Source organism: Microbispora hainanensis (assembly GCF_036186745.1).
Lineage (GTDB): Bacteria > Actinomycetota > Actinomycetes > Streptosporangiales > Streptosporangiaceae > Microbispora.
Map to the genome: position 1 here is coordinate 3,123,760 of NZ_CP108086.1, position 15,145 is coordinate 3,138,904.

At 71.3% G+C, this 15,145-nt stretch carries 20 protein-coding genes; 5 read left to right on the forward strand and 15 right to left on the reverse strand.

Annotated features, from left to right (window positions below; all coding sequences use genetic code 11):
* The 12 genes from OHB01_RS14785 to OHB01_RS14840 all read right to left on the reverse strand — a co-directional run bounded on the left by OHB01_RS14785 (window position 1) and on the right by OHB01_RS14840 (window position 9,117).
* The gene (locus OHB01_RS14785; protein WP_142651955.1) at window positions 1-618 is read right to left on the reverse strand and encodes a DUF5947 family protein; all 618 of its coding nucleotides are present in this window, start codon (window positions 616-618) and stop codon (window positions 1-3) included.
* Window positions 615-1,118, reverse strand: a complete 504-nt coding sequence (locus OHB01_RS14790; RefSeq protein WP_328855526.1) for a NifU family protein — start codon at window positions 1,116-1,118, stop codon at window positions 615-617. Before OHB01_RS14790 ends, OHB01_RS14785 begins: the two co-directional genes overlap by 4 nt.
* The gene (locus tag OHB01_RS14795; RefSeq protein WP_142651953.1) at window positions 1,115-2,890 is read right to left on the reverse strand and encodes a nickel-dependent hydrogenase large subunit; all 1,776 of its coding nucleotides are present in this window, start codon (window positions 2,888-2,890) and stop codon (window positions 1,115-1,117) included. Before OHB01_RS14795 ends, OHB01_RS14790 begins: the two co-directional genes overlap by 4 nt.
* A complete protein-coding gene (locus OHB01_RS14800; protein ID WP_142651952.1) occupies window positions 2,887-3,939 on the reverse strand; it encodes a hydrogenase expression protein HypE in 1,053 nt (350 codons plus the stop codon). The genes OHB01_RS14795 and OHB01_RS14800 overlap by 4 nt, the downstream gene beginning before the upstream one ends.
* Window positions 3,940-3,944: 5 nt before the next feature.
* The gene (locus OHB01_RS14805) at window positions 3,945-4,610 is read right to left on the reverse strand and encodes a D-sedoheptulose-7-phosphate isomerase (RefSeq protein ID WP_260617536.1); all 666 of its coding nucleotides are present in this window, start codon (window positions 4,608-4,610) and stop codon (window positions 3,945-3,947) included.
* A gap of 13 nt (window positions 4,611-4,623) precedes the next feature.
* Window positions 4,624-4,839 carry a HypC/HybG/HupF family hydrogenase formation chaperone gene (locus OHB01_RS14810; RefSeq protein WP_205831165.1) on the reverse strand — a complete coding sequence of 72 codons (216 nt, stop codon included), beginning with the start codon at window positions 4,837-4,839 and terminating at the stop codon, window positions 4,624-4,626.
* A gap of 20 nt (window positions 4,840-4,859) precedes the next feature.
* A complete protein-coding gene (locus OHB01_RS14815; RefSeq protein WP_142651950.1) occupies window positions 4,860-5,477 on the reverse strand; it encodes a D-sedoheptulose-7-phosphate isomerase in 618 nt (205 codons plus the stop codon).
* A 179-nt stretch (window positions 5,478-5,656) separates the two neighbouring features.
* Window positions 5,657-5,929: a GlsB/YeaQ/YmgE family stress response membrane protein gene (locus tag OHB01_RS14820; RefSeq protein ID WP_142651949.1), complete on the reverse strand. Its 273-nt coding sequence runs from the start codon at window positions 5,927-5,929 to the stop codon at window positions 5,657-5,659.
* A 76-nt stretch (window positions 5,930-6,005) separates the two neighbouring features.
* Entirely contained in the window at window positions 6,006-6,656 is a 651-nt protein-coding gene (locus OHB01_RS14825) for a response regulator (protein ID WP_142651948.1), read from the reverse strand.
* On the reverse strand, window positions 6,656-7,840 hold the full coding sequence (locus OHB01_RS14830) for a sensor histidine kinase (RefSeq protein ID WP_142651947.1): 1,185 nt from the start codon (window positions 7,838-7,840) through the stop codon (window positions 6,656-6,658). The genes OHB01_RS14825 and OHB01_RS14830 overlap by 1 nt, the downstream gene beginning before the upstream one ends.
* 5 nt (window positions 7,841-7,845) lie before the next feature.
* Window positions 7,846-8,886 carry a LacI family DNA-binding transcriptional regulator gene (locus OHB01_RS14835; protein ID WP_142651946.1) on the reverse strand — a complete coding sequence of 347 codons (1,041 nt, stop codon included), beginning with the start codon at window positions 8,884-8,886 and terminating at the stop codon, window positions 7,846-7,848.
* Between the two features lie 9 nt (window positions 8,887-8,895).
* Window positions 8,896-9,117 carry a hypothetical protein gene (locus OHB01_RS14840; RefSeq protein WP_142651945.1) on the reverse strand — a complete coding sequence of 74 codons (222 nt, stop codon included), beginning with the start codon at window positions 9,115-9,117 and terminating at the stop codon, window positions 8,896-8,898.
* A 154-nt stretch (window positions 9,118-9,271) separates the two neighbouring features.
* Here OHB01_RS14840 and OHB01_RS14845 point away from each other — a divergent pair, with 154 nt between their 5' ends.
* Complete coding sequence (locus tag OHB01_RS14845; RefSeq protein WP_142651944.1) at window positions 9,272-9,850, forward strand: phosphoribosyltransferase; 579 nt, start codon at window positions 9,272-9,274, stop codon at window positions 9,848-9,850.
* On the opposite strand, the gene OHB01_RS14850 is transcribed toward OHB01_RS14845, so the two are convergent.
* A complete protein-coding gene (locus tag OHB01_RS14850) occupies window positions 9,847-10,059 on the reverse strand; it encodes a DUF1918 domain-containing protein (RefSeq protein WP_147945123.1) in 213 nt (70 codons plus the stop codon). The two genes, OHB01_RS14845 and OHB01_RS14850, sit on opposite strands and share 4 nt — an antisense overlap.
* A gap of 13 nt (window positions 10,060-10,072) precedes the next feature.
* Window positions 10,073-11,200, reverse strand: a complete 1,128-nt coding sequence (gene fbp / locus OHB01_RS14855) for a fructose-1,6-bisphosphate aldolase/phosphatase (RefSeq protein WP_142651943.1) — start codon at window positions 11,198-11,200, stop codon at window positions 10,073-10,075.
* Between the two features lie 100 nt (window positions 11,201-11,300).
* Between fbp and OHB01_RS14860 the strand changes: the two genes are divergently transcribed.
* From OHB01_RS14860 to OHB01_RS14870, 3 genes are all read left to right on the forward strand, one after another.
* The gene (locus tag OHB01_RS14860) at window positions 11,301-11,732 is read left to right on the forward strand and encodes a CBS domain-containing protein (protein ID WP_142651942.1); all 432 of its coding nucleotides are present in this window, start codon (window positions 11,301-11,303) and stop codon (window positions 11,730-11,732) included.
* Window positions 11,733-13,082 carry an acyltransferase family protein gene (locus OHB01_RS14865; protein WP_142651941.1) on the forward strand — a complete coding sequence of 450 codons (1,350 nt, stop codon included), beginning with the start codon at window positions 11,733-11,735 and terminating at the stop codon, window positions 13,080-13,082.
* A 70-nt stretch (window positions 13,083-13,152) separates the two neighbouring features.
* Window positions 13,153-13,428 carry a hypothetical protein gene (locus tag OHB01_RS14870; RefSeq protein ID WP_419197586.1) on the forward strand — a complete coding sequence of 92 codons (276 nt, stop codon included), beginning with the start codon at window positions 13,153-13,155 and terminating at the stop codon, window positions 13,426-13,428.
* Here the strand turns inward: OHB01_RS14870 and OHB01_RS14875 are convergent.
* Entirely contained in the window at window positions 13,425-13,592 is a 168-nt protein-coding gene (locus tag OHB01_RS14875) for a hypothetical protein (RefSeq protein WP_328708444.1), read from the reverse strand. The genes OHB01_RS14870 and OHB01_RS14875 overlap by 4 nt on opposite strands.
* A gap of 125 nt (window positions 13,593-13,717) precedes the next feature.
* Here OHB01_RS14875 and OHB01_RS14880 point away from each other — a divergent pair, with 125 nt between their 5' ends.
* The gene (locus OHB01_RS14880; protein WP_328855527.1) at window positions 13,718-15,013 is read left to right on the forward strand and encodes an AI-2E family transporter; all 1,296 of its coding nucleotides are present in this window, start codon (window positions 13,718-13,720) and stop codon (window positions 15,011-15,013) included.
* The last annotated feature ends 132 nt before the right edge of the window (window positions 15,014-15,145 follow it).

A 15,145-nucleotide genomic window follows, 5' to 3' on the forward strand; every position in this document is an offset into this window, starting at 1 on the left:
TCAAACCTCCTTCAGAACACGGGCCCGCCGGCGCAGGGCGGCGAAGAAGCCGTCGATGGCCTCCCACGCCTCCCGCCCGCCGTCGAAGCCCTTCCAGTGCAGCCTCACGAGGCCGACGAGCCGATAGCAGGCGTCGATCGGCACGAGATGGCAGGAGAACGAGCCGTCGGGGGCCCGGTCCACCAGCAGGGCCTCGACGTCGGGCTCGGCGTCCGCCAGCTCCGGGTTGGCCGCGAGCACCCGTTCCCAGGTGGCGAGTGGGAGCAGCGATTCGGTCGCCCCGGCCGGGCTGGGATAGAAGGCCACGGTCCGGCCGAGTGAGGAGTTGCGGAAGAAGAACGCCGTACGCACCGGGATGCCCAGCTCGTCCCAGTCGGCGGGGGAGACCCGGAAGGACGGCGCGTAGCGGAAGCGATCGGGCACGGCGCGATAGCGCCCCCGGCGGACGAACAGCAGGCGGCAGCCCCGGCAGGCGCACACCAAGGCCCGGGTCTCCAGGTCGACGACGTGCCCGTGCCCGGCCTCCAGGGGTTCGGCGCACATCTCGCACCGCTCCACCGCCTTGGCTCGGGCCGTCTCGGCCCGGGAGGAGCGGAAGCGGCGCAGGCCGGTGCTCATGACGGGCGCCTGCCGATCTGCAGCAGCGGCCTGGCCTCGGCGCTCTCCACGTCGACCCGCGTCACCTCGGGGGCCACCCGGGCGATGGCGCGCTCGATCGACTCGGTGACGGCCGCCCGTGACGAGGGGCAGCCGCAGGCCCCCTCCAGGCGCAGCCGTACGACGCCGTCCTCCACGCCCAGCAGCTCGGCCCCGTGACCATGCGGGTGGCCGTCGAGTGCGGCCCGCACCCGCTCGGCGGTGGTGAGCGGGTGCAGGTCGTGCAGCACGAGCAGGCCCGAGACCAGCGGGTCGTCCACCAGCGCGCGCAGCGTGCCGGCCGCCCCGGTCTCGGTGACGATCGCCATGACCCGTTCGAGGCCCGCGCCGTACAGGCCGACGATCTCCCGCACGAGCTCCTCGGCGGTGGTGCGGGCCCCGCCGTCCGTCAGCGCGCCGAGCAACAGCTCGATGCGCTCCCCGGTGGCGGCGACGTCGTACGTCATGGCCTTGTGGGTCATGGCGTCCCCGGGAACGCGTGCGGGCTGTGCACCACGCGCAACTGCTTTCCCCGGCCGAGATACATGTGGACGCCGCAGGGCAGGCACGGGTCGAAGCTGCGGACGGTGCGCATGATGTCGATGCCCTTGAAGCTCTCCGGCGGGTTCTCCTCGAAGATCGGCGTGTTCTGCACCGCGTCCTCGTACGGCCCCGGCGTGCCGTACGAGTCGCGCACGCTGGCGTTCCACGGCGTCGGCGGGTACGGGTGATAGTTGGCGATCTTCCCGTCCCTGATCACCATGTGGTGCGACAGCACGCCCCGCACGGCCTCGGTGAAGCCGCAGGAGATCGCCTCGTCGGGCACGGTGAACGGCGACCAGGTCTGGGTGTGCCCCTGGCGGACCTCGCCCAGCGCCCGCTCCGCGAAGTGCAGTGCGCACGCGGCGGCGTACGCCTGGAAGTACGTCCTGGCCCGGTTGCGCTCGATCGCGTTGGACAGCGGCTCGCCGTTCCACTGCGGAATGCGCCACTCGAACGTCCGCTCCGGCCGGGTCGCCGTCTTCGGCAGGTTGATCTCCACGCTGTGGCCGGTGGACCTGACGTAGCCGATGTCCACGAGGCCCGACAGGGCGGTGACCCACAGGCGGGCGAGCGGGCCGCCGCCGGTGTCGAGCGCGAGCAGGTCGCGCCCGTCGAACCAGCGCGGCGACATCACCCAGCTGTACTTGTCGCCGAAGTCCCGCTTCTGCGGGTGCGGGATCGTGTGCTGGTTCCACGGGTGGCGGATGTCCACCGGGTTGCCCAGCGGGTCTTCGGTGACGAACGGCTCCTGGCCGGCCCAGTCGTCGTAGTAGGAGCTGCCCAGCAGGATGCGGATGCCGAGGTTGATGTCCACCAGGTCGTTGGTGACGAGCTTCCCGTCCACCACGATGCCCGGGGTGACGAACATCTTCCGGCCCCAGGCGTTCATGGTGCGGTAGTCGAAGGTGCAGTGCTCGGGGTCCTGGAAGCTGCCCCAGCAGCCGAGCAGCACGCGCCGCCGGCCCACCTGCTCGTAGCCGGGCATCGCCTCGTAGACGAAGTCGAACAGGTCGTCGTGCATCGGGACGACCCGCTTCATGAACTCGACGTACCGCATCAGCCGGGTGAGGTAGTCGGTGAAGACCTGCACGGTCGCCGCGGTCCCCACCCCTCCGGGGTAGAGCGTGGAGGGATGCACGTGCCTGCCCTCCATCAGGCAGAACATCTCGCGGGTGGTGCGGCTCATCGCCAGCGCCTCGCGGTAGAACTCGCCCTCGAGCGGGTTCAGCGAGCGCATGATGTCGGCGATCGTGCGATAGCCGTGGTCGGCCGCGTGCGGGGCCTCGGTGCGTTCGGCCCGCGCCAGCACGCCGGGGTTGGTCTCGCGGACCATCTTCTCGCAGTAGTCGACCCCGACCAGGTTCTCCTGGAAGATGTTGTGGTCGAACATGTACTCGGCCGCCTCGCCGAGATTGATGATCCACTCGCCGATGGGCGGCGGGCACACGCCGTACGCCATGTTCTGGGCGTACACCGAGCAGGTCGCGTGGTTGTCGCCGCAGATCCCGCAGATGCGGCTGGTGATGAAGTGGGCGTCGCGCGGGTCCTTGCCCTTCATGAAGATGCTGTAGCCGCGGAACACCGACGAGGTGCTGTAACACTCGGCGACCTCGCGGTTGGCGAAGTCGACCTTCGCGTAGATGCCGAGGCTCCCGACGATCCGGGTGATCGGGTCCCAGGCCATCTCGACCAGTTCGCGTTCCTGGGTCATGATCCACTCCAGGGGGCCTGGTAACCGGTGAGCAGCTCGCGGCTCTTCGTGCGCCACTTCGGCTCTTTGTCGACCGTCCTGAACGTGATGCCGCGCAGCGTCCGGATCACCGTGCCGTACGCCGTGCTCGCGGTCGACGAGACGCGGGCACCGGGTGGTTCGTCCATGAACGGCATGAACTTGTCGGGGAAGCCCGGCATCGTGCACGCGATGCAGATGCCGCCCACGTTGGGGCAGCCGCCGACGCCGTTGATCCAGCCGCGCTTGGGCACGTTGCACTTCACGACCGGCCCCCAGCAACCGATCTTCACCAGGCACGTCGGCGAGCCGTACTCGGTGGCGAACTGGCCCTGCTCGTAGTAGCCCGCCCGGTCGCAGCCCTCGTGCACGGTCTGGCCGAACAGCCAGGCAGGGCGCAGCTTGTCGTCCAGCGGGATCATCGGCGCCTGCCCGGCGAGCTGATAGAGCAGATAGAGGATCGTCTCCGACAGGTTGTCGGGGTGGACCGGGCAGCCGGGCACGTTGACGATGGGCAGCCCGGCCTTCGACCGCCAGTCCCAGCCCAGGTAGTCGGCCACGCCCATCGCCCCGGTCGGGTTGCCCGCCATCGCGTGGATGCCGCCGTACGTCGCGCAGGTGCCGGCGGCGAGCACGGCGGTCGCCTTGGGCGCGAGGCGGTCGAGCCACTCGCTGGTCGTCATCGGCTGACCGGTGTCGGGGTTGTTGCCGAACCCGCACCAGTAGCCTTCGCGCTTGATCGACTCGTTGGGGATCGAACCCTCGATGACCAGCACGAACGGCTCCAGCTCACCGCGGTCGGCCTTGAAGTACCACTCGATGAAGGTGTCGGCGCCCTGCGTCGGGCCGCACTCGAAGTCGATCAGCGGCCAGTGCACCGCCACCTTGGGCAGGCCGGGCAGCGCGCCGAGCACGATCTCCTCGATGCTCGGCTGGGTCGCGGCCGTGAGCGCGACCGAGTCGCCGTCGCAGCTCAGCCCGGCGTTTATCCACAGGATGTGGACGGGCTCTCGCTGTTGGTCAGCCGTCATCGTCGTCACCGGCCTTCGCCAAGGGCGTGCTGGGTGAGCTCCCAGAGCGCGTGATAGACGGTCGTCTGGGCCTCCTGGATCCGGTGGACCGAGGCCGAGGGCACCACGAACAGGTGGTCGATGGTGCCGAGCTCGGCCATCTGGCCGCCGCTGTAGCCGGCCAGCCCGACCGTGAGCATGCCGCGCCGGTCGGCCTCCTCGAACGCGGCGACGAGGTTGCGCGAGTTCCCGCTGGTCGACAGGCCGAGCGCGATGTCCCCCGCGAAGGCGGACGCCGCGAGCTGCCGGGCGAAGACCACCTCGAAACCGATGTCGTTCGCCAGCGCCGTCACGACCGCGATGTCGGCCGTGAGGGCGAACGCCGGCAACGGGCGCCCGTCGCCCCCGTTCATGCGGCCCGGGTTCATGAAGAGCGTGGCGACGTCCTGGGCGTCGGTCGAGCTGCCTCCGTTGCCGAACGCGAACAGCCGGCCTCCCGCCGCGAACGACTCCGCCATCGCCTCCGCGCAGGCGGCGATCCGGTCGCCGTCGCGCTCGAGCACCGTACGGCGCAGGGTGACGATCTCGTCGACCTTCTCCACCGTCGACTGGCGTACGGATGACATCACCGCGTCGAGGTCGGTGGACTGGGAGTAGAGGAACGGGTAGAGCGCCTCCATGTCCTCGGTCACGGCCCGGTCCCCCTCACGTCTCGCTCACGACTGCGATGGCCTCCTTGGCGTGCACCAGGACGGTGTCGCCGGGCGCGGCCTCCACCAGGGCGACGCTGACCACCTCCCGGCGGTGCTCCCTGCCGGGGCCGGTGTCGACCAGGGCGAGGTCGCGCTCCAGGAGCCGTACGACGGTCACCGCGACCGCCGCGTCCGAGCAGGTGACGCACGTCTCGTCATGGCAGCTCATGCGACGACTCACGCGACGGCTCATGCGACGACCCGTGGATCCAGCACGCCGGGCTGCTCGAAGAAGACGTGCACCAGCTCCCAGAGGACGTGATAGGTGGTGACGTGCACTTCCTTGACCACGCGGGGGTCGGCGGAGCGCGCGATCAGGACGTGGTCGACGGCCGGGCTGCGCCCGATCGGGCCGCCGTCGTCGCCGCCGGTCAGCGCCAGCGTGAGCAGGCCGAGCCGATGCGCCGTCTCCAGGCCCCTGAGCACGTTCGCGCAGCGGCCGTCGCAGGAGATGCCGAGTGCGATGTCCCGCGGCGCGGCGAGACGGCGGAGCTGGTGCGCGAAGACCTCTTCCAGGCCCGCCGTCGCGGCCACCCCCGTGATCGTCGCCACGTCGCTGGTGAGGGAGAACGACGGTAGCGCCCGCTTGCCCACGATCACCGGGTGGACGAACTCCACCGAGATGTGCTGGGCGTCGGTGGCGGCCTCACCGTTGCCGAAGACGATGAGCCTGCCGCCGCCGTGGAAGCGCGTCGCCATCGCGTGGCAGGCCCTGGCCACCACGTCGGCCTCGTCGGCGAGGCCGAGCACCGGCCCCACGCGGCGGGCGAACACCTCCGGAACACGTGCAAGGACCGCCTGGTCCATCGCGGACCACTTCCCCCGTCTCGCGTCTTCCCTCTGGGAAGCCCCTGGTTACCGACCGTACGCCGCGCCCTGACGGGGGGAATCAACAGATGTCGGTGATTTCGCAAAGACCACGACAGTACGGGCATGTCGATGGCCCCGGCCATGCCGGGGCCATCGACTGCTGACTATCCGACTAACTACCCGACGCTTTTGCGGCGGTACAGCGCCACGGCGGCCATGACGCCGACGGCGGCGAGGGCCACCTGGATGATCAGTTCGATCCAGTCGATCCCGGGAGTGTTGGCGACTCCCAGGCCCCTGGCGATCGCCGAGCCGATGAGAGCGGCGATGATACCGATGATCATGGTCATCCAGATGGGAATGGCCTGGCGCCCGGGCACGACCAGCCGGCCGAGAGCGCCGATGATGAGTCCGATGATTATGGCGGAGATGATGCCGCTGACGGCCATGCTGCCACCCTCCTTGTGTTCGGCTGCCTCCCTTCTGCCCCGGCAAAACGGGACAAAACGCGACAAAACCGGAGGATTAGGAGCCTGCGATGCGGTTCTCCCAGGCCCAGGCCGCGATCTCGACCCGGTTGCGCAGGCCGAGCTTGGCCTGGATGCCGGCCACGTGGCCCTTGACCGTGCTCAGTGAGATGAACAGCTCGGCCGCGATCTCCTGGTTCGTACGGCCCCGGGCCACGGCCCTGACGACCTCGAGCTCCCGGTTGGAGAGCGGGTGGTCCGCCCCGCCGGGGGCAGGCATCCGGGCCGTCAGGTGGCGCAGCAGCCGCAGGGTGACCGAAGGGGAGACCAGCGCGTCCCCCTGGTGGGCGGCCCGCACGGCCTCCACGAGCAGGGTGGGGCCGCAGTCCTTCAGCACGAAGCCGGTCGCGCCCGCCCGCAACGCGCCGTAGACGTACTCGTCCAGGTCGAACGTGGTGACCACGACCACCCGCAGCGGGTCGGGCACGCCCGGCCCGGCCAGCGCCCGGGTCACCTCGATGCCGTCGAGCTTGGGCATCCGCACGTCCACCAGGCAGACGTCGGGCCGCAGCCGCCGGGCCGCCTCCACGGCCTCCGCGCCGTCGGCCGCCTCGGCCACCACCTCGATGTCGGGCTGGTCCTCCAGGATCAGCCGCAGGCCGCCGCGGACCATCGCCTGGTCGTCGGCCACCAGCACCCTGATCGTCATCAGCGGGCCCGCTCCCGTGCAGGCCGGGGCCGGGGCGGGGACACGGGCACGGGCAGCGTGGCGAGCACCGACCACCCGGACCCGGGACGCGGCCCGGCGCGCAGCGTGCCGCCGAGCGCCTCGACCCGTTCACGCATACCGATGAGGCCATATCCGCTGAGGCCATATCCGCCGCGCTGGTGGTGCCGCGAGGGGCACTGCGGCGAGTCGTCGGCGACCTCGACGGTGAGCGTCTCGCGGTCGCGTTCCACCTCGACCGTGACCGAGCGGGCCTGCGGGGCGTGGCGGGAGATGTTGGTCAGCGACTCCTGCACGACCCGATAGACCGTGGCGGCCACCTCGGGCGGCCACGCCGCCGTCTCCTCCTCGTCCGGCAGCCGCAGCCGCACCGTGCGGCCGCCCGCCTCGAAGCGCTCGACCAGCTCGCCCAGCTCGCCCGGCCGGCCGGGCATGGTCGTTTCCGCCGGCTCGTCCGGATCGCGCAGCAGGCCGACGACGCGGCGCATCGCGGCCAGCGCGTCGGACCCGGCGGCCTCGATGTCGGCCAGCGCATCGCCCGCCTTCTCCGGGCTCTTCCGCGAGACCAGCCGGGCGGCCTGGGCCTGCAGCACGATGCCGGTGACGTGATGGGCGACGACATCGTGCAGCTCACGGGCGAGCCGCAGCCGTTCCGCCCGGCGTACCCCCTCGGCCACGGCCCGCCTGCGGGCGTCGAGCAGCCGCGGGCACAGCCCGGCCACGACGGCGGCGGCCCAGGCCAGGACGTTCATCAGGGTGACCGAGGGCACCCCGGCGGCGAGCGTGTGCGCCGTCACCAGGCTCCCGGCGGCCACGGCCAGCCCGCCGCCCGCCACGGCACAGGCCGTACGGACCGGCAGCGTTTTGACCGCCGTGCCGACCAGCACCGCCAGGCCGAGGGCCATCGCGGGACCTGGTTCACTGGGCAGATCGGCGAACCTCGCGGCCAGGACGGCGGTCGCGGCGACGGCCAGACCGGCCACGGCCGTCCGGGCCGGGTCGAACCGGCGGGCCAGGGCGATCGCGCACACCACGGCACCGGCGGCGCAGTCGAACCGCCAGTAGCCGCCGCCCCAGCTGTCGGCGATCCGGACGGCCCAGAAGGCCAGCACCACGGCGAAGATCACGCCGAGTGCGGCGTCGGCCGCCCATCGCCTTACCCGCATCGGCCTTACACGCCTGGGCGCGGTGGTGCGGTGCTGTCCCGCACGACGAGGGTGGTGGCGAGCTCGACCCGGTGCTGTTCGAGCCGCTCGCCCTCCGAGAGGGCCAGGACCATCCGCGCGGCGGCCGCCCCCATCTGCACGAGCGGCTGCCGTACGGTCGTCATGGGCGGCCCGGCCCACTGGGTGAACGACAGGTCGTCGAACCCGACCACGCTCAGATCGTCGGGGATGCGCACCCCCGCCCGCCTGGCGGCCTCGTACATGCCGAGCGCCTGCAGGTCGTTGGAGCAGAAGACGGCGGTCGGGGGATCGGGCAGGCGCAGCAGCTCGGTCCCGTCGCGCAGGCCGCCCTCCACATAAAGAGTGCTGGTCCGCACGAGGGCGGGGTCCACGGGCACGCCCGCCGCGTCCATCGCGGCGCGGTAGCCGTCGAGCCGCGCCCGGCAGCACGGCCACTGCGTCGGCCCGCTCAGCATCGCGATGCGGCGGTGGCCGAGGTCGAGCAGGTGGCGGGTCGCGGCCATCCCGCCGGTCCAGTTGGTCGCGCCGACCGACGGGGTCTCGTGCAGCGGCTCGCCGGTCGGGTCGAGCACGACGAGGGGGATCGAGCGGGTGGCGAGCTGCGACTGCTGCTGCACCGTGAGCTCGGAGAAGACCGCCACGACGCCGGTGGGGCGGCGGGCCAGCACCTGTTCGGTCCACGCCCTGCCCGGGGTGAGCCGGCCCTGCATCTCGGTCAGCACCACGGCCAGCTCGTGCTCCCTGGCGACCTGCTCGACGCCCTGGATGATCTCCAGCGCCCACAGGCTCTCCAGGGCGTGGAAGACGAGCTCGATGATCGCCGCGGGCTCGCTGTCACGGCGCCGGTATCCGTGCTCCCGTAACACCGCCTCCACCCGTTGCCGGGTGGCCAGGGCGACTCCCGCATGCCCGTTGAGCACCCGCGACACGGTCGGTGCGGACACTCCCGCCAGATGGGCGATCTCGGCCACGGTCAGCCTCTGAGGCGGAATGTTTCCGTCGAGGGCCCGGTCGGTCGAGGTCACGGCGACAGTCTATGGGCCTTCCCTCTCCTCGGGCCGGATCAGTCCTGCCGCGAGCAGGAGTTCGTGGGCGAGCCGGGCGGCGTGCTCGGGCCTGGACTGCGCGGGATCCTCGAGCGGCCCGCCCTCCAGGCCGCCCGCGAGCACCCGTACGGCCTCGGCGAGCGTGCTCACCTGCCGTTCGGTCGCGTCGAGTCTGGCTTTGAGCTCGTCGATCTCTCCGGGTTGGGACATGCCTCAAGTCTTCCCCGGGTCCTTCGGCCCTACCGCGAGCGGCGGAGGTGGCCGACGGTGAAAGACAGCGGCGACAATCAGGGGGAATGTCGTGTTCGTCGATCGTCATGACGCCGGGCGGCGCCTGGGTGAGCGGTTACGGAAACTTCCCGGGATGGAGGACGCGGTCGTCGTCGGCCTGCCCAGGGGAGGCGTGATCGTGGCGTACGAGGTCGCCAAGGCCCTCGGCGCCCCGCTGGACGTGATCGTCGTACGCAAGCTGGGCGTGCCCTACCAGCCGGAGCTGGGCTTCGGCGCGATCGGCGAGGGCGGGGTGCGGGTGCTGAACCCCGACGTCGTACGGCTCGCCAACATCACTCGCGACGAGATGGCCGAGGTGGAGCGGCGCGAACGGGCCGAGCTGGAGCGGCGCGCCCGCCGCTTCCGGGGCGACCGCAAGCCGGTGGACCTGGCAGGCCGTACGGTGATCGTCGTGGACGACGGGATCGCGACCGGCGGGACGGCCCGCGCCGCCTGTCAGGTGGCCCGCGCGCACGGGGCCTCCCGGGTGGTGCTCGCGGTGCCGGTGGGCGCCCCCGAGACGATCGCGAGCATGCGCGGGGACGCCGACGAGGTCGTCTGCCTGGAGACGCCGGAGCACTTCTACGCCATCGGCGCGTGGTACGAGGACTTCACCCAGGCGAGCGACGAGGACGTCGTCGAGTGCCTGCGGCGGGCCGCGGAGGAGGATTAAGGGCTTTCCGGCGTCCGCTCCGCGTGGTGCTCGATCCGGGCGTCCGGTCCCGGGTAGAAGCACGGCGTCTCCCGCTCCTCGTCGAGCCATCTCACCAGGTAGGGGGGCGAGCCGTCGGTGTGGTAGAGCGCCACCACGATCCCGATGCGGCCCGCCTTCCCCCGGTGGATGCTCTCGACGATGAGACGGTCGCCGACCGAGGCTTTCATGGCGCCGGCCTTTTCACTGCCGGGATCCGACCGGGGTCGCGACCTCGGTCGTGATCGGCGTCCAGCGGTGGGCCAGGCGCCTGGTGAGAGAGGTCATCGTCGTGTACTCCAGGTCCTCCAGCGGCAGCCGGTGCGGCTCGAACGGCCCATGGCGGCGCAGGTAGTCCATGATCTCGTTCGCCTGCCGCCGGGCTCCGTCGAACGCCGGGTCGGCGAACATGTCACGCGGGCCGATCAGCCTGCCGTCCTTGATCTGGAACCCGAGCGCGACCACCCGCGGCGGGCCGTCGAACCGCGACGGGTGCGCCTGCCCGGTGGCCACCGGCATCAGCGGCGCGTGGTGCGAGCCGCGCATGCACCCCGCCACCGAGTGGGCGAAGGCGAACGGCTCCAGCGCCTCGCCCACGGCCGGCAGGCCCGACTGGCAGCGCACGATCATCACGGGATCGTCCTTGCCGACGTACTTGCCGGCGATCAGCGACAGCCGCTGGGTGCTGGTCGCCGCAGCGGTCATGCCGAGCGTCTTCGAACGGACGCTGTGGATCACGTAGCGCGCCGGGGCGCCGATGTACATCAGCATGTCGTACAGGTCCGCCGGGCAGTCGAAGACGATGCGCCGGTCCTCGCGCAGGTCGTACACCTCGAACGCGAACCCGGCGTGCATCTTCTCGTCGATCACCAGCCCGGGGGTGTTGGACGGGTCGGCGAACATCTTGTACAGCGGGAGGTTCCACGCGCCCGGCTCGGTCTTGTCCGCCAGGAAGCACAGCACCGGTTCCGACGGCCGCTCCTCGAACTCCAGCTCCGCGTAGCCCGGGCCCATGCCGCGCAGGTTGCCGGAGAAGGCGTCCGACAGCAGGTCCTGGCCGGCGCCGTACAGGCCGAGCTCCTTGGCGAGGTGGGTCGTCGCCTGGAAGGTGTCCCAGGCGAAGGAGTGGATCAGCCCCGCCTCCTGGCCGTACGTGTGGGTCAGGATGAGCGAGATGTCGTCGCCGCAGCTTTCCGCGTGGCCGTCGATGAGGAGCCCGGACGACTTCGCCCGCTCGATCTCCCGCCGTGCTTCGGCCATCAGCCGGGGATGGACGGCGGAATGGCCGACGAACCCGCCTGTGTCTGCCTTGATGATGCTCAGCGTGATCATATGGTTCACCTCCACCTACACGTTTATTCGGACTTGGAGGGATAAATAGGGCATTAGGTCACTAAGCGGGGCGGACTTCCGTATGAAGGGGAGAGCCGGCATGAAGATCAAAGATGTCATGTCCACGCCGGTGGTCGTCGTCCCGCCGATCACGCCGGTGCGGGACGTCGCGCGGCACATGGACTACTCGGGCGTCGGCTGCGTCGTGGTGTCGGAGGGGCCCGGCATCGCCGGCGTGGTGACCGACCGCGACCTCGCCGTACGCGTGCTCGCCCAGGACAGGGGCGGGGACACGCCGGTGGGCGAGGTGATGTCGGAGCAGGTGGTCATGGCGGAGGCGGACGACGAGGTCGAGGTGGCCTTCGACGTGTTCCGCCGCCACTCCTTCCGCAGGCTGCCGGTGGCCGCCGAGGGGAGCGTGGTCGGCATGGTGACGGTCGACGACCTGCTCCTCCAGATGCACCAGCTCGGCGCCGACCTGCTCACGCCGGTGGTCAAGGAGATCAGCGAGCCGCAGCACCAGAGCGACTAGATGTCCGCGCCCCTGCGACGTGCGGCGGAGCGCACGCCGCCCGGCCGCGACCGTCACATCGACCTGCTGCGCGCCGTCGCCATCGCGCTGGTGGTGCTCGGGCACTGGCTTGCCGTGGTGGTGACCTACCGCGACCGCATCGGCGGCGACACGGTCCTCGCGTACGTCCCCTGGGCCAGGCCGCTCACCTGGCTGTTCCAGGTCATGCCGGTGTTCTTCCTGGTGGGTGGCTTCGCGGGAGCCGCCTCGCTCGACTCCTGCCGGCGGCGGGGCGGCGACGCGATCGGCTGGTTCCTGTCCCGCACCGACCGGCTGATCCGCCCGACGACGGCGTTCCTGCTCACGCTGGGCGGCGCGGCCCTGCTCGCGCTCCTCCTCGGCGCCGACCCCGCCACCGTGGGCATGGCGGTCTGGCTCGCCTGCCTGCCGTTGTGGTTCCTCATCGCGTACGTCACGGTCGTCCTGCTCACCCCGATCCTGCTCGCGCTGCACCGCAGGGCGGGCCTCGCGGTGCCCGTGGTTCTCGCGGTGGCGGTGGCGTTCGGCGACGCGGCCCGGTTGCTCGGCGGTCCCGGCGTGTTCGGCGCGGCCAACTATCTGCTGGCCTGGGCGGCGGTCTACCAGCTCGGCATCGCCTGGCGGGAGGGAGCCCTGTCCGCCCGGCCCCGCGTGGCCGTACCCATGATCGTGGGCGGCCTGGCGGCGCTGGTGCTGCTCACCGTCCCGGGGCCGTACGCGGTCAGCATGGTGACCGACCCCGGCGCCCGCCTGCAGAACACCTCGCCGCCGACGCTCGCGCTGCTCGCCCTCGCGGTCGCGCAGACGGGGGTCGCACTGCTCCTGCACGAGCATGGTGGTCGCCTGCTGCGCCGTACGCGCCCGTGGGCGGCCGTCGTCGCGGCCAACTCCGTGATCATGACGGTGTTCCTCTGGCACATGACGGCCGTCGTGATCGCCGTGCTCGCGCTCTATGTCACCGGCCTGCTGCCGCAGCCGCCTCCCGGATCGGCCGCCTGGCTGCTGCTGCGCGTGCCCTGGATCGCTTTCCTGACGGCGACCCTCGCGGTGCTCGTCGCCGTGTTCGCCCGGTTCGAACGGCACGCGGTTGAGAGGCGCGGGGGTGCTTTGCCGGCGTCGAGCGCCGGGAGGGCGGGGGCCTCGACGTCGGCCGCGACCCTGGCGGGAGCCGGTCTGGTCGTCGCGGGCCTGCTCGGTGTGGCGCTCACCGGCTCGCAGGGCCTGCCCGCGCCGATGCTCCCCGCCCGCTTCGCCGTGTGGTTCGCCGTCTACTTCGCGGGCGCCGCGCTGCTGTGGGCCGCCCGGGCGTCGCATCGGCGCCTCGCGTCATGAGAGTGCCGGCGGAACACTGGAAGACGATCGCCGGGCGGGTGCGGCCGTCGCCCACCTGCTGGTCGCCCTGCTGTGGGCATCGTCGAGGGCCGTCCAGGCGCTCATGCGGTGCCTGAACGCGGTGCTCGGAGGCAGGGAGAGCCACGGCCCGATCGGCAGCCGCCTGCCGGCGCTGCTCTACACGCTCGCGGCGATCGCCGGAGTGCCGGTGTTGCTCGCGCTCGTCGCCGCGTTCCCGGTCGTGCTGGAACACCTCGGCCGCGGCCGGGTGGCCAGGGCCGCCGTCTCTGTGGCGCGCTGGGCGGCGCTCGTCCTGTTCATCGGGGTGGGGCCGGCGCTGCTCTAGCGGCATGTCCCCGGCAGTCGTCGCGAGTCGCAGTGGCGGTCGGTCGCCTGGGGCCTGGGGCTCGCCATGCCCGCCCTGGTGCTGGTCTCGGCCGGTCTGTCGATCTTCGTGACCGGCTTCGGCCGCTTCGGCTGGACGTACGGCGCGGTCGCGGCCGTACTCACGCTCTGGCTGTATTTCGCTGATCGTGCTGCTGGGTGCCGAGGTCAACGGAGCGATCGAGCGCCATCTGCGGGACTTGTCCGGATAAATCCGTGTCAAGTGACCTTCATAGGGCAGCAGGAGAGGCGTGTCCGACAGCGGTCTGTCCCCAGGAAGCGGCATCTCCAGCGTGTTCCCCTCGCTCCCCGGCCAGGGGGAAATGACGCCCGATCCGGCGCCGGAGCCGACCGGCGTCGACCGCACCGATCATGCCGATCGTGCCGACGGTGCTGATTTCGCCGACGGTGCTGATGTTGTCGGCCGTGCCGCCGATGCCGCCGATGTCGCCGGCGCCGCCGGCGCCGCCGGTGCCGCCGGTGCCGTGGCGTCCGACCGGCCGTTCGGCCTCCCGGGACGCCCGCTGCGCAGCAACCCGTTCATGTTCGGCCTGACCGGCGCGCTCGGCGTGCTCACCGCATGGCTCCTGGTGCAGGCGATCGCCGGCGCGGGCTCGGCGATCGTGCTGATCGTGGTCTCGCTGTTCCTGGCCATCGGACTCAATCCCGCGGTCGAGGCGCTCCAGCGAAGCAACCTGTCCCGCCGCCTCGCGATCACGATCGTGTTCGGGTCGGTCATCGCGTTCTTCGTGGTCTTCGGGCTCGCGGTCGTGCCGCCCCTCACCGAACAGACCACCGGGTTCGCCCGGCACCTGCCCGACTACGTGCAGCAGCTCCAGAACCACCCGCTCATCCGCTCGGTGGACGAGCGCTACCAGATCCTCGACAAGATCCAGCAGTACGTCGCGGGCGGCGGGCTGGCCACCCAGATGTTCGGCGGCCTCCTCGGCGTGGCGAGCGTCGTGATCAGCGCGCTGTTCAGCGCCTTCACCGTGCTCGTGCTCACGCTCTACTTCCTCGGGTCGCTCAACTCCATGAAGGAGACGGCCTACCGGTTCGTGCCCCGCTCACGCCGCACTCGGGTCCGCCTGCTCGGGGACGAGATCATCAACCAGATCGGCGGCTACGTCGCGGGCAACCTGATCATCTCGCTGATCGCCGGTGTGGTGACCTACCTGTTCCTGGCCATGCTGAACGTGCCGTACGCGCTCGCCCTGGCCATCTTCGTCGCGGTCACCGACCTGATCCCGCTGGTCGGCGCGGTCATCGGCGCGGTCGTGGCCTCCGGGGTGGGCTTCCTCTCCTCCGTACAGGTCGGCATCGCCTGCGTGGTCTTCTTCGTCGTCTACCAGCAGGTCGAGAACTACTGGATCTCCCCGAAGGTGTTCAAGTCGTCCGTCGACGTGCCGCCCGTGGCGACCATCGTCGGGGCTTTGCTCGGCGGGGCGCTCCTCGGCATCGTCGGGGCCCTGCTCGGCATCCCGCTCGCGGCGGCCCTGCTCCTCCTGGCCCGCGAGGTGGTGCTGCCCCGCCAAGACCGGCTATAGCCGACCGCTGTAGCCGTTCTCTCTCCCGCAGCGCGGTGGCGTTCACAAAGCTCCGCGTACGCGCGCCGCCGCTCGTCATGCCGCAGCAGGGCGCTCCGGAGAGTGCGCAGGGCTCAGCTCGCGGCGTCGTAG